Genomic DNA, 13,457 nt, shown 5'->3' on the forward strand with positions numbered 1-13,457 from the left:
ATGAGCACGGCAACTACCATTAATCAGCCAATCGTCAAAAAAGCGGTGAACTGGAACCGGCCTGATGATGATTTCACGATAACCTTCTGGAATCAGAACATTATGCAGTTCTGGACGGATGAAGAGATTCCATTGTCTGACGATAAAATGTCCTGGATCACGCTGAGCGGGGCTGAACGTGAGCTCTACATGAAGGTACTGGGCGGCCTTACGCTGCTCGATACGATGCAAGGCGGCGTTGGCATGCCGAAGATTCTTGAGCATGTCGACGGGCTGCAGCGCAAAGCGGTGCTCAGCTTCATGGGCATGATGGAGCAAATTCATGCGAAATCGTACAGCTCTATTTTCACGACACTGTCGACGACAGAAGAGATTAATGAGCTATTCGCATGGGTAGAGCGGAATCCTTATCTGCAGTTCAAAGCGAATAAAATTTCCCATTATTATGAGAATATTACGACGACCAAAGAGCTTTACTTAGCGATGGCAGCGTCGGTTTTGCTGGAGAGTTACTTGTTCTACAGCGGCTTCTATTACCCGCTTTATTTGGCCGGACAGGGTAAAATGACAAGCAGCGGGGAAATCATTGATTTGATTTTACGCGACGAGAGTATTCACGGTCTGTACATTGGTGTATTGGCTCAGGAAGTTTACGCAGAGCTTAGCCCTGTTGAGCAAGATGAGGCTTACGAGACGTTGTCTGCGCTGCTGAAGGAGCTTCATGCGAACGAGGAAGGCTACACGGAAAGCCTGTATGGTCCTCTGGGGCTAGCGGATGATGTGAAAGCATTCCTGCGCTACAACGCTAACAAAGCGTTCATGAACTTAGGGGTAGAGCCGTTGTTCCCGGAAGAGGATATTAATCCGATTGTTCTGAACGGACTCAGCACGAAGACGAAACAGCACGACTTTTTCTCGAAAAAAGGGAACGGGTATGTGCGTACGATTCACGTTGAAGCTTTGACGGATGATGATTTTGTTTTTTAAGGTTTGAAAAAGGTGCCCTTGGGTGCCTTTTTTTTGGGCTTATAGAAGGTTGGAGTGGTTGAGGTGTTACCCTTTGGCGGTAAGGTACGGTGGAACATAAGGGAATGACGAGACGCAATTCTAGCGAAAAGTGACTTCATAGAGAACTGGAGGGAACTATGGTACGCTATTTTGGCCATTTCTAGGGGAATTCTGCTTATTTCATGGAAAAAAGACCCTGTGGTTCCTCTACTTCCATGGCATGCCGGATATTTGCCAAAATAGCGCCCTGTAGTTCTCTCCGAGGATTTGTTGCCTTATAAGGCTCATTTTTTGTGACGTGCAAGCCGTTTAAAGTAAGAAGAGTACCGTGACTTTGCCACGTTGCACCGCGGGAGTTGCAACTTGTACAGTGACCAAGTGTCACTCTTGCCGTAATCGAGCAGTGCTGTCACGGATGACTAATTCCGGTTTTTTGGGCATCTCAAAAGACGGTGTCTTGCCTTCAATCCGCTGCAGCAGAAGATCTACAAGCTTGGAACTGGTCCAGGTTATATCGTAGCCGACATTCGTTAAATTGGGACGCAGCGTGCGAAAGAACTCGGAAGGCCCGAAGCCAATGATAGATACATCCTGTGGCACTCTGTACCCCTGATCAGCGAAGTAGTTCAAGGCTGCGACCGTCGTAATCTCATTCGAGATCAGGAGTGCTGAAGGTTTTTGCGTCTGAAATAATTGATAGATCGCATTATAGCTTTGATCCATTTGTCCAATAATAGGGACGATCATTTCTTCTTTGAACGGTACACCATACTGGGCCAAGGCTTTCTTAAAGCCATTTATTCTTTCGACATTGAAGGATAACATGCTGCCTTTGACACTTCCCACCAACATACGAATATCTGTATGGTTCAAATCGAGCAGATATTTAGCTGCGATATAACCGCCTTCGAAGTCGTCCGAGGATACGTAGTAACGGTCTTGAGGGTTGTCAGAGTATTTCATATTGAAGACGTAAGGGATTTCAGCTTCGTCTAGCAAGGAAGTCAACGTATCATTTTGAGAGGGGCTGAAAATAATAAAGCCGTCCGCGAGTTGATTTTTGATTACCTCAAAATAGGAATAAGCGTCCCCTTCAGCGGACGTGATGATTAAAATGTTGTAACCTTCTTTGTGGGCTTTCTCGGTCAAGCCTTTAAATTGCGCTTGAAATCCAGCATTTGACATGATCTCGCTAATATGAGCCTGACTAATCACTAGTCCAAGAATATAGCTTTTACCGGACTTGAAGATGCGTGCTGTCTTGTTTGGAATGTAGCCGAGACTTTCGATGACCTCTAGAACCTTTTGCCTTGTTCGGGGTTTCACGAGGTCAGAATCATTTAATACTCTAGAGACGGTAGAAGCAGTGACATTCGCCTTCAAGGCGACGTCACGGATAGTAGGCTTTTTGATGGAGACTCTCTCCTTTGGGAAAGCGTGGAATGAAATAATGATAACGATGCCATTATATCATTTTATCTAAAAAAATCACAGCAAATTGTTCAATAAAAACGTGGGAATTCAGGTTGACATCCTTTGATAGCGGGTCTAATATAATGTTGTAAGTGCTTTCAGTTCTTTGTAAAGCAAAATGGCAACGGTACCATTTCTTGTGTAAATTTCAATAAAGAGAGGGGTATGACCTTGCATAATTCGTTGCAAATTTCCAAGAAGATGACGCGTACATATCATTTTTTAAACAAAGGAACCACTTTTTACAATTTGAATTATGTTGCACGTATGCCAATGACGGCTTCGAGGAATGGGGAAAGCCTCCCATTTGATGATCGGAATCAACATAAGAGTTATGAGTACGCAACACTTTTTGAACTGGAAGAAAAGCTCTGCAGTACGATGATGCGGAGCACAGTCAAGAAGCTGCAAAGTACGCTGGACTACATTGAGCTGCGCATGGATGCTATTCAGCCAGAAGATACGAGCGCGGCAAGGCGTGTGTATCTTCACTTGATGCATGCCATAATTCGAACGGTATATAAAGCTGGTTTTACACTCAGAGACATGATGGAATGTGATATTGACCCATGTGCCAATATGGAGCAGTTTGCAACCAAGCAAGAGATTCACCGTTATTTGGAAGAGATTTGCCTGCATATATGTAGGCATATGCTTGCATTGCGCGTGGACAAAAACCAACGTATTGTGTGGGAGATCAAATCCTACATCGATGAACATTTTAACCAGGACTTTGGACTTGAGCATGTATCTGAGTTAGTGAAGTGCTCCTCTACATATATAAATCGCTTACTGAAGCAGTACACAGGAAGCACTTTTTATAACTTATTGACTGCAAGGCGCATCGTAAGCTCCAAGCAATTGCTTTCCTTGAATGATTGGACGGTTTGTCAAATCAGTAATAAAGTTGGCTACAATAATGTGCACAGTTTTATACGTGCCTTTAAGCGAAGCGAAGGCATTACACCCGGGCAATATCGCGACTTGCTTCTCTATAACGCCTTGGAGCTTGAGTAAAAATGGCAACGGTACCATTCTTATTTTTGATAAGGGGGCAACTATGGAAAGAGTCAGAAATAACAATCTGGGTTTAATTCCTTTAGCAGGTATTTGCAGCTATGAACAAGCTTGCAATGTCGGTTATGGCATTGACCGTTCGGTAAGTTTATTGAAAAGGTACGTGTACGTGGAAACCCAACTGACGAACATTTTCGCCGCACATCTTGCCCATGTGCCTGAATGGGAAGTAAAGTGTGCTTTCGGCTTGCACATGTGGCTCGATGCCGAGCATAGTGCCATGCTTCGTAAGCGAATTACAGAGATGCGCGAACCTCCGCATGATTTGGACAAAACACCAGATACTGCGATTGAATTGTTTTTTCAGGAGTTGATTCGGTCGCAAACGACCCTGGAGCTTATGGTTGGTATTTATGGCGTAGCCAAGAAGGAACTTATTCGATCTTTAAACAAGTATTTGGTAGAAACCAATCCGTTAGTGGATCATCCTACGTGTCGAGTGCTCAAAATCATCTTAGTGGAAGAAGAAGAGATGCAGCTATGGGGAGAGCAGGCGATACAAGCGTTGAAGATAACAGAGGAGGATCGAATAGCCGCACAACAATGGCAGGAGCATTTGCAATGCTGTTTGCAAGCGGCAGGAGGCTTCTCAGGTGATTTGGAAAAATCAGCGAACTGGACGCCTACTACTCCTCGTGCCGAGGATGGCAAGCCTTATGACATGGAAGTTGAACCACGCCGGGATGCCCGATTTGCCGATAAGTATAACTCAGCGGGGAAAATAGATGAGTATTATCTAGAAGAGACACGCCCTTCAGACGAGAGAACATATGCCTTGATCTATAAAAGGTTGAAGGAAATGACGGTTCCAGAATGGATGGGGCCAATCATTTACAAGACGAAGGGGAAACCGTGGGACTATTATGTGGATATGAGCAGACAACTGTGGGATGAGGCCCGTCATTCCATGCTCGGTGAGGTTGGTTTGTATCAAGACGGTGTTGAATTTTATAAATACCCCATCGACTTTAGAACAAGCTTAACATTGAACACGAAGTTCGAACCGTTGGAAGCGCACATCATTTTGTGGTATTTCGAGCAAAGGCAAATGCCCAAAAAGACAGGAAAACGGCTAGAGTGGGAGATTGCCAAAACGTCGGACAATGAGCTTGCAATCACGTTTCAGGATTACGATTGGGCTGATGAGGTGCTTCACACGCAAATCGGCAGAAAATGGCTTGTGCCGGAGGTCGGTGGCTTAGAGGAGCTGAAGCAGAAAGCGGAGGAGTTATTGCCCAGAATAGTGGAAGAGAGGGCTAAGTTGGATGAACGATCGGATCAAAAGCAATGGTGGCCGGATTTTTTAACTGAAATGCGAGCAGGTCGGGATCGGACTCGATAGGTAGCTTAACATGCCATACATGAAAAATGAAAACTCCGTATTGAGCAGCAGGTCTAGGAGACCAGCCCATACTCGTACGGAGTTTTTTCATCAGTGTTCTTTTACTGCCAAGACAGTTGGGTGAATATATCTTGCCGTACTTCCCCGAATGATCAGCTCGGGTTTTTTTGGTCTTTCAAGAACCACTGGCCTGCCTTCAATTCGCTGCAGCAGCAGATCGACCAGCTTGTCGCTGGACCATGTAATGTCATAGCTGACATTCGTTAAATTCGGCCGATGATGCCGAAAAAATTCTGATGGACCGAAACCGATGACAGACACATCCTGCGGTATACGGTAACCATAATCGTAAAAATAATTTAAAGCGGCCACCGTCGTTGTTTCGTTTGAAATCATCAGAGCAGTGGGCTTTTGCGTCTGGAACAATTGATGGATTAAATTGTAGCTCTCTTCCATCTGACCGGGAATGGTGACGATCATTTCCGGTTTGAACGCGATGCCGTATTCGTCGAGTGCCTTTTTGAAACCAAGCACGCGATCTTCATTGAAAGGCATAATAGTCCCTTTTACAATACCAAGAATAAAGCGAATATCCGTATGGTTCAAATCTAGCAAGTATTTAGCCGCCATATATCCACCCTCAACATCATCCGAGGAGATATAGTAACTATCTTCGGGATTATTGGAATATTTCATATTGAACACATAGGGAATGCCGGCTTCCTCAAGCAGGGAGGTCAAGGACTCATTGATAGACGGACTTAATATGATAAATCCATCGGCTACCTGATTTTTGATTACCTCAAAGTAGGAGTTGGGTTCAGCATCGGTTGAAGTGATAATGAGCATGTTATATCCTTCGTTGTGCGCTTTGACGGTTAGCGCTTTAAACCTTGCTTGGAATCCGGCATTTAAGACGAGTTCGCTAATATGCTGCGTACTAATCACGAGTCCTAGGATATGGCTTTTGCCGGATTTGAACACGCGAGCCGTTTTGTTTGGAATGTAGCAGAGGCTCTTGGCGGCTTCCAGTACCCGCTGTCTTGTGCAAGGTTTAACGAGGGTGGAAGCATTCATAACTCTGGATACGGTGGAGGGAGTTACGTTTGCTTTTTCGGCAACGTCAAGAATGGTTGGCTTTTTGATGCGGCTTCCCTCCTAAACATAGTAACGATAACTGCCACCGTGACGAATTTAGCTAGGCAGCTCCCGTAGTTTGGCAAACAGGTCCATGTACACTAGACTCCGATCAATATCTATCGATTCTTTATAAAAGTGACGAGAATCATCGAAAGAATATGTAAATCCGGGATTGAGAACTGGAGCCCGCCTTACCATAGAAGGCACCCATTGCTCGTTAAGTACCCAGGCAATAGCTGCAACATCCCAAAGTACCTTGGACCATCCCATCTTATTTTGTCCAAACCGGGTAAATCGACCGTGGAACATATCGCTGAAGTAGGTGCCAAGCTTATTTTGCCCACGCAAACAGGCATCAATTTCATATGGCGTAGTCAGCAAATGGGACGCTACCCCATGACATGGGAGTACAACTAAAGGCACGCCACTGTCAAAAATAAGCGAAGAGGCCTGATAGTCTTGCGACACATTAAAGATTTTCTGAGTGGGCCACCAGTAGGCATTCGGACCAAGCCACACGACGACCATATTGTGAATGATTTCAGGACATTTTGCGATAGCTGATGCCACATTCGTAATGGCGCCAATGGCAACCACATACAGCGGTTCGCTGGATGAAAGAGCCAGGTCAATGATTTTATCCGCAGCTTCGCTCGGCACTGGCTCAGTATGACTGGTCATGTATTGCGATGACCCCTTATAGACCGGAGGAGCATTCTTCACATCCATCAGCTGCATAATATTTAGGATTTCCTTATAGCTTTTCTCCATGCCATCCGCCGGGCTGACCGAGTTCCAATTGAAGAAAGGTGCGGCTGTAACGGCCAGTAAATCGATTTTTTCCGGGGAAAGCAGCGCATAGGCTAAGGCAAATTGATCGTCAACTTCGTTAAATGTGTCGGTATCCAATACCATACGAACTCGGCCTTCCGGGAATGTAAGTCTTTGCAGCATGGTGCTGTCATCCAGTTTGGGCCACGTAGATTTAGTCATTTTGTGCCACCTTTCCAATCGTTAACAGGATTTTGAAATGATAAGTTGTATTATAGGGGAACAAGTTAAATTTATGGAATATTCAATTATCTAACAGGTGTCAATTTTATAAATGCACATTTGTTTCATAATTGCACAATCTGAGATGTTAACTGTGTATTTACTACAGGATAAGGAGAGGGCTATGATAGAGGTATCAAACGGGAAGGGCTGAATGGAGTGAAGCGATAGTTGGATAGCGTAAATTATTATTTGAATATTCAGAAATTTAATAGTTGCCAATTACTGTACATAGATTGCGAGGTGTTCATATGAGTGAAAATTCAGGTTCGCAGACAGTGAGGTTGGTAAGATCCGCACGTCAACCGCTGGCGTTGACCAGGCTACTGAAAAATCTCGTCCGCTATAAGTATTTCTATATGATGTTAATCCCCGGTCTTCTGTACATCGCCATTTTTCATTATGCACCGATGTTCGGGTTGGTCATTGCCTTTCAGGATTATCAAATTTTTAATGGGGTTTGGGGCAGTAAATTTGTGGGCTTCGACAATTTCATGTATTTATTTCAAGCCCCTCAGTTTATCACAGCTATGAAAAATACGTTTATAATCAGCGCATATAAAATTATCTTAGGTTTTCCTGTTCCGATTTTGCTGGCGCTGCTAATCAATGAAGTTCGCATTTTGATTTTTAAGCGCAGTATCCAGACCATTCTTTATCTGCCTCACTTTTTATCGTGGATTGTTATGTCTGGTTTAATGTTTAACTTCCTATCCGATCAAGGACCGGTTAACAAACTCATTAAGATGATGGGTGAGAAGGCCATTTACTTCTTCAGCGATGAGGTTTATTTCAGAAGCATATTGGTTATATCCGACATTTGGAAAGAGATGGGCTGGAACGCCATTATTTATTTGGCGGCACTGACCGTTGTATCGCAGGATTTGTATGAGGCGGCCAAGATGGATGGTGCTACACGTTTTCAGTGTATGATGAAGATTTCGCTTCCTAGTATAATGCCAATTATTATGATCATGCTGCTGCTGCGAATGGGAAGTGTGCTTAATGTAGGATTCGAGCAAGTATTTAACCTGTATAACCCGATGCTTTATGGTGTAGGCGATATTATTGATACTTATGTTTACCGAATTGGAGTTTTGGAAAATAAATTCCATATTTCTGCGGCTGCTGGCATGTTCAAATCCGTTATTGCGTGCATAATGGTCGTTACCACCTACTATTTCCTAGAAAAAGTGGAGGATAAATGATGAAGCCGATACTTTCACACACCGTCAGACCACGCCGCCGTGTTTTTGGAATCAATGCTGACAGCGCTTTCGGAGTAATTAACCTGCTGATTCTTTCCGTTATAACTTTGGCGACACTGCTTCCAGTAATCACCGTTCTGCTAAGCTCAATAACGCCGATGAGTGATGTAATCAATCAACCCAATGCATTTATCGTTATACCGACAAGCCTTACATTTGAGTATTATGCCTGGTTATTTCGAGGCAGCTCCAAGATTATTGATGCGTATACGATTACTATTCTAAGAACGTTGATTGGTACAACGGTCAGCCTTGTCATCACCATTCTTACAGCGTATCCGCTTTCGAAGAAGTTTTTGCCGGGGCGCGGTGGCATTATGGGGATCTTCTTTTTCACCATGTTGTTTTCCGGTGGCATGATTCCAACCTTCCTGGTCGTTAACAGCTTGTATTTGACAAATACGTTTTGGGCAATGATTATTCCCAGCGCGTTAAGCGTGTACAATTTGATCATTATGCGGACATTTTTCCAAACAATCCCAATTGAATTGGAAGAGTCGGCGATTATCGATGGTGCGTCCGAAATGACTACTTTGCTGAAAGTTATTTTGCCCGTCATGCTGCCTTCCCTGGCCACCATAAGCTTGTTTTACGCAGTGGCTCACTGGAACTCATTTTTCGACGCTGTATTGTATATCACCGACCGGCAGTTATGGCCGCTGCAGCTGTTATTACGCGAAATTTTGGTCGCGAATGATATCGGCGGACTCGCGCTCGGAGGTTCGTTGTCTGACAACAGACCGCCTGCGTCGGTGCTTATTAATTCCACTATCGTAGTGGCGGTGCTGCCGATCATGTGCGTCTATCCGTTCTTGCAGCGCTATTTTGTGCAAGGCATGATGGTTGGCTCCATTAAAGGATAAGCGATGGATAACAGTTTCCCAAGCAGCGGCAAGCCCCGCCAATCGGCAGGTTTGTAATACAACAAATCAATGGGAGGTTATGTAAAATGAACGGAAAGCAGAAAGTCAGCTTAGGTCTATCCGCCGCATTGCTTCTATCCCTGGTTACCGCTTGTACCAAAAACGACGCATCGCCACCGGCACAAGTTTCAAACGCTGATGCAGGCCCTATTAAACTACTATATACAAAGGGCGGTTTTGAAAAGGCACCAGACAACAATCCCATCAAAGATACGATTGAAAAAACCACTGGCGTGAAATTTGAACAAATTTCCCCGCCTTCAGCGAACTATGCGGATCAGGTACCCGTCATTATGGCTTCTAAAGATAAACCGGACGTTGCCATGATGCCAACGAGTCAAGCGGTTTTTGACTATGCAAAGCAGGGCGCATTGCTAGATTTGAAGCCATATCTGAGCCTGATGCCGGATATTCAGAAGAATATTCCGAAGGAAGCGTTAGATTACTTTACGGTAGATGGTAAATTGTGGGCGATTCCGCTTTGGCTTCATCCGCAGCGCTATAATTTCGTTATTCGTGGAGATTGGTTAAAAAAAGTTAATCTGCCTGTACCTAAAACACTAGATGAGCTGCACAATGTGCTGGTTGCTTTTGTTGAGAAAGATCCTGACGGCAACGGCGCGAAAGACACCTATGGCATTAGTGGCCTTGGACTCGATTCACTCGATGGCATTTTCGGAGCATTTGGCGTTATCGCTGGAGATGCACCTTGGGTAAGCACAGCGAAAGCGAGCGTTTATTTCGTTGAAAAGGACGGTAAGCTAATTCCCCAAACAACGCGCCCGGAAGCGAAGGAAGCTCTTCAGGTGTTAGCAAACTGGTACAAAGAAGGACTTATTGATCCAGAAATGTTTACGCACAGTTCGGCTGTGAGAGACGAGAAGTTTGTTAAAAATCGTTATGGTGTATCAGCCAACTGGTGGACCTGGGAATCAAATATGGAAAACACCATGAAGAAAACCGATCCGAATGTCGAACTGCTTCGCATAGCTCCGCCGATAGGACCTCGAGGTGAATCGGGCTTACGCGGTGCAGGGATGGTTGCCCGTGGCGTGGTCGTGTTGAAGGATACAAAGCACCCTTCCGCTGCGGCTAAGTTTATGAACTATTTTAATACCGAAGAAGGCGGTTTTACGACGTATACAGGTCTTGAAGGCGTGCAATGGGAGAAGAAGGACGGCAAAATCTACACCACAGAGCAATGGAATAAAGACAGCAAGTGGATTCAATGGTACTCATTATTTGAAAACGAAGCTCCGTTGTTAAAGGTAGAAACTTACGCGGTTCAATCCCGTCGAGATGCCTTCAACTGGAAAGTTATTACGAATGCTGCTGATATGATGAACTCACAAGCAGAATTGAAGTACCAAGCCGATTTACGCGGATTGACAGCTGACTACTACGCTCGGTTTATTACCGGTAAAACACCTTTGTCTGAGTTCGATAAATACGTGGATGAATTCAATAAACGAGGCGGCAAAGAGTGGACAGATGAAGTTAACAAAATTTATCAAGAGAAAAAAGCGAAAAAATAGGAGTAGAAAACATGGTGTTATCCCATAAGAAGGTATCACATGTCCGATCAGCCAGATCATTCACTGCTGAAGCGTCGGAGGCGGCATTCCTGTTAGGGGGAATAGGTACTGGCAACGTATCGCTTGGCAGCCGGGGTGAATTCAGAGATTGGGAGCTTTTCAATCACCCTGATAAGGGACTCCATTTTCCTAATTCTTATTTCGCAATATGGGCTAAGGAAGAGGGCGAGCCTTCCATCGCAAAGGTGCTGCAGTCGCAATTTAAACCGCCGCACAGCAAACCTCATGGATATTCCCCGTATGCGGGGGGCGGGCTTCCGAGAATGGAGGCATCCCGCATGTCAGGCGAGTATCCGATCTGCCGAATCGTGTTTGAGGATTCTGAATTGCCGGTGCAGGTGGAACTGGAGGCTTATACACCCTTCATTCCTTTGAATGCGGATGACTCTGGTATCCCTGGGGCAGTTATGACTTACTGGGTAAAAAATGTATCGGACCGCCCTGTAGATGTGACCGTGGCGGGCTCGTTAATTAATCCTATAGGCGGGATTAGCTTTAACGCCTTCGGCAGTATGGAGCTGCCTGCCACAGGCCGGAATGTTAATGACTTTGTGCAAAAAGATGGAATCAGCGGCCTTTATTTTCACTCCCATAAGTATGCTGATACCGATCTGCTTTACGGCGACATGTCACTAGTCACAACGAATCCAAATGTTACGAGCAAGCGGGTTTGGCTGCGAGGCGCCCATTTTGATTATCTTCAGGAATTTTGGGATGATTTCGCAGAAGATGGCCGACTAAACGATCTTGGTTATGAGACACCTTCCGACGATCGCAAAACGGATACCGGTTCTTTAGGTATCTTTGAAACGCTGGCCCCAGGAGAAACAAAACAGTTCCAGTTTATCATGAGCTGGTATTTCCCGAATCGTATGAATGGCTGGAGCGAGCAGTTCCGTGTCAGAGCAGAAGGTAGAGAAATCACCCAAAACTATTATGCTACTCGGTTTGACAGCTCATGGTCGGCGGCAGCCTACATCGTACAGCATTTTGAAAGATTAGAAAGGGAAACGTATCTGTTCCAAAACGCTTTATTTAATAGTACATTGCCTGATTATGTGCTTGACGCGATGTCCGCCAATATTACTGTTCTTCGCAGTACAACCTGCTTCTGGCTGAAAAACGGTAAGTTTTTTGGTTTTGAGGGCAGCTTGAATCATTTGGGCAGTTGTGAAGGAACTTGTACGCATGTATGGAACTATGCACAAACTGCCGCATTTTTGTTTCCAACGTTGGAGCGCAGCATGAGACAAACGGAGTTTTTGCTGGAAATGCATGAAGACGGCAAGATGAACTACCGTGCTACGAAAGTGTTCGAATCAGAGTTCGTATGGCCAGGCAACCTCATAGCGCCGGGCGCTGCGGATGGTCAGATGGGCGCCATCATGCGAGTTTTTAGGGAATGGAAGCTTAGCGGAGAGGATGAATTCGTTAAGGAACTGTGGCCTTCTGTTCAGAAAGCCTTACATTACGGCTTGGAACATTGGGATACAGACGGCGATTACGTGATGGATGGGCAGCAGCATAACACATATGATATTGATTTCCATGGCCCTAACCCGCTGACTGGAACGATATTCTTAGGCGCTTTGCGGGCGGCGGAGGAAATAGCAGCCTATCTCGGAGAAGCCGACAAAGCAAGGGCATATCGGGACATCTATGAAAAAAGCCTCATCCGGCTCGAGGAATTAATGTGGAATGGGGAGTACTACGAGCAAATGGTAGAGGATGTAGACCAACATAAACACCAGCTTGGTTTAGGCTGCCTGTCTGATCAGTTGCTGGGACAACAATTTGCGCATTTGTATGGGCTTGGGTATTTACTTCCGCCAGACAAGGTGAGGAGTGCCTTGAGTGCAGTGTTTAAATATAATTTTAGAAACAATTTTAACAAGCATGCCAACTGCCAGCGTGTCTACGCGCTTAACGACGAACAAGGTATGCTGCTTTGCTCCTGGCCGCAAGGCGGTCGTCCGAAGCTGCCATTTGTGTACTCAGATGAAGTTTGGACCGGCATTGAATACCAGGTAGCCACACATCTGATATACGAAGGCTTTCTTGAAGAGGGCTTGAAGCTTGTCAAAACCGTTCGGAATCGCCACGATGGGATTCGGCGTAATCCATGGAATGAGGTGGAATGCGGTCATCATTATGTCCGCTCCATGGCCAGCTGGGGTCTGCTTATCGCGTTAAGCGGGTTCAAATATGACATGGTTCAAGGCACAATGGCATTTGCACCTGTCATCGATGCAGACAGGTTCACCTCATTTTGGAGCACAGGTAAGGCATGGGGGACGTATTCTCAACGGATGAATCAGGCGGGGGATTACGAAGCAGAAATCAAGGTGCTCTATGGTGATATGACAGGAGTTCGTGTAATTGCTTGCGGCAAGGATTACATTCTCTAATTCTTCCGTGTCTTTAAAAATGGCAACGATACCATTCGGAGATTTGAGAGGGATGAATGCTTGAAAGGGGTGATGGGTACTAGTTTATTTGTCCCGTTTTAAGAGAAGGCGAAACATCATGTTGATCTATTTATTAGTAAATAATCCATAGAACAAATTGAGGAGAGAAC

10 protein-coding genes are annotated in these 13,457 nt (G+C 45.2%); 7 read left to right on the forward strand and 3 right to left on the reverse strand.

The features are described from left to right. Complete coding sequence (gene nrdF / locus RQP52_RS19415; protein WP_315953387.1) at positions 1–987, forward strand: class 1b ribonucleoside-diphosphate reductase subunit beta; 987 nt, start codon at positions 1–3, stop codon at positions 985–987. Between the two features lie 402 nt (positions 988–1,389). Here the strand turns inward: nrdF and RQP52_RS19420 are convergent, their stop codons facing one another. Then, positions 1,390–2,469, reverse strand: coding sequence for a LacI family DNA-binding transcriptional regulator (locus RQP52_RS19420; RefSeq protein WP_315953454.1), 1,080 nt, complete (start codon positions 2,467–2,469; stop codon positions 1,390–1,392). 183 nt (positions 2,470–2,652) lie between these two features. On the opposite strand from RQP52_RS19420, the gene RQP52_RS19425 reads away from it, so the two are divergent. Beyond that, a complete protein-coding gene (locus tag RQP52_RS19425; RefSeq protein WP_315953388.1) occupies positions 2,653–3,498 on the forward strand; it encodes a helix-turn-helix transcriptional regulator in 846 nt (281 codons plus the stop codon). Positions 3,499–3,541: 43 nt separating this feature from the next. Beyond that, the gene (locus tag RQP52_RS19430; RefSeq protein WP_315953389.1) at positions 3,542–4,900 is read left to right on the forward strand and encodes a hypothetical protein; all 1,359 of its coding nucleotides are present in this window, start codon (positions 3,542–3,544) and stop codon (positions 4,898–4,900) included. Between the two features lie 90 nt (positions 4,901–4,990). Here RQP52_RS19430 and RQP52_RS19435 read toward each other — a convergent pair whose 3' ends face one another. Both RQP52_RS19435 and RQP52_RS19440 read right to left on the reverse strand, forming a co-directional pair. Beyond that, positions 4,991–6,046, reverse strand: coding sequence for a LacI family DNA-binding transcriptional regulator (locus tag RQP52_RS19435; RefSeq protein WP_315953455.1), 1,056 nt, complete (start codon positions 6,044–6,046; stop codon positions 4,991–4,993). A 48-nt stretch (positions 6,047–6,094) separates the two neighbouring features. After that, entirely contained in the window at positions 6,095–7,033 is a 939-nt protein-coding gene (locus RQP52_RS19440; RefSeq protein ID WP_315953390.1) for a nucleoside hydrolase, read from the reverse strand. Between the two features lie 311 nt (positions 7,034–7,344). Here RQP52_RS19440 and RQP52_RS19445 point away from each other — a divergent pair, with 311 nt between their 5' ends. The 4 genes from RQP52_RS19445 to RQP52_RS19460 all read left to right on the forward strand — a co-directional run bounded on the left by RQP52_RS19445 (position 7,345) and on the right by RQP52_RS19460 (position 13,287). After that, entirely contained in the window at positions 7,345–8,301 is a 957-nt protein-coding gene (locus RQP52_RS19445) for an ABC transporter permease (protein WP_315953391.1), read from the forward strand. Then, positions 8,301–9,224 (forward strand): carbohydrate ABC transporter permease, encoded by a 924-nt coding sequence (locus RQP52_RS19450; RefSeq protein ID WP_315953392.1) that lies wholly within the window; start codon positions 8,301–8,303, stop codon positions 9,222–9,224. Before RQP52_RS19445 ends, RQP52_RS19450 begins: the two co-directional genes overlap by 1 nt. 86 nt (positions 9,225–9,310) lie before the next feature. Beyond that, positions 9,311–10,819, forward strand: a complete 1,509-nt coding sequence (locus RQP52_RS19455) for an extracellular solute-binding protein (protein WP_315953393.1) — start codon at positions 9,311–9,313, stop codon at positions 10,817–10,819. Between the two features lie 11 nt (positions 10,820–10,830). Further along, the gene (locus tag RQP52_RS19460) at positions 10,831–13,287 is read left to right on the forward strand and encodes a GH116 family glycosyl-hydrolase (protein WP_315953394.1); all 2,457 of its coding nucleotides are present in this window, start codon (positions 10,831–10,833) and stop codon (positions 13,285–13,287) included. The last annotated feature ends 170 nt before the right edge of the window (positions 13,288–13,457 follow it).

This window comes from Paenibacillus violae (genome assembly GCF_032461945.1).
In the GTDB taxonomy this organism is placed as follows: Bacteria; Bacillota; Bacilli; order Paenibacillales; family NBRC-103111; genus Paenibacillus_E; species Paenibacillus_E violae.

Excerpts from the sequence above, each read along its gene's own strand:
- RQP52_RS19450 (WP_315953392.1), top strand. The coding sequence starts at position 8,301 with ATGAAGCCGATACTTTCACACACCGTCAGACCACGCCGCCGTGTTTTT.
- RQP52_RS19455 (WP_315953393.1), top strand. The coding sequence starts at position 9,311 with ATGAACGGAAAGCAGAAAGTCAGCTTAGGTCTATCCGCCGCATTGCTT.
- RQP52_RS19445 (WP_315953391.1), top strand. The coding sequence starts at position 7,345 with ATGAGTGAAAATTCAGGTTCGCAGACAGTGAGGTTGGTAAGATCCGCA.
- RQP52_RS19440 (WP_315953390.1), bottom strand. The coding sequence starts at position 7,033 with ATGACTAAATCTACGTGGCCCAAACTGGATGACAGCACCATGCTGCAA.
- RQP52_RS19460 (WP_315953394.1), top strand. The coding sequence starts at position 10,831 with ATGGTGTTATCCCATAAGAAGGTATCACATGTCCGATCAGCCAGATCA.
- nrdF (WP_315953387.1), top strand. The coding sequence starts at position 1 with ATGAGCACGGCAACTACCATTAATCAGCCAATCGTCAAAAAAGCGGTG.
- RQP52_RS19430 (WP_315953389.1), top strand. The coding sequence starts at position 3,542 with ATGGAAAGAGTCAGAAATAACAATCTGGGTTTAATTCCTTTAGCAGGT.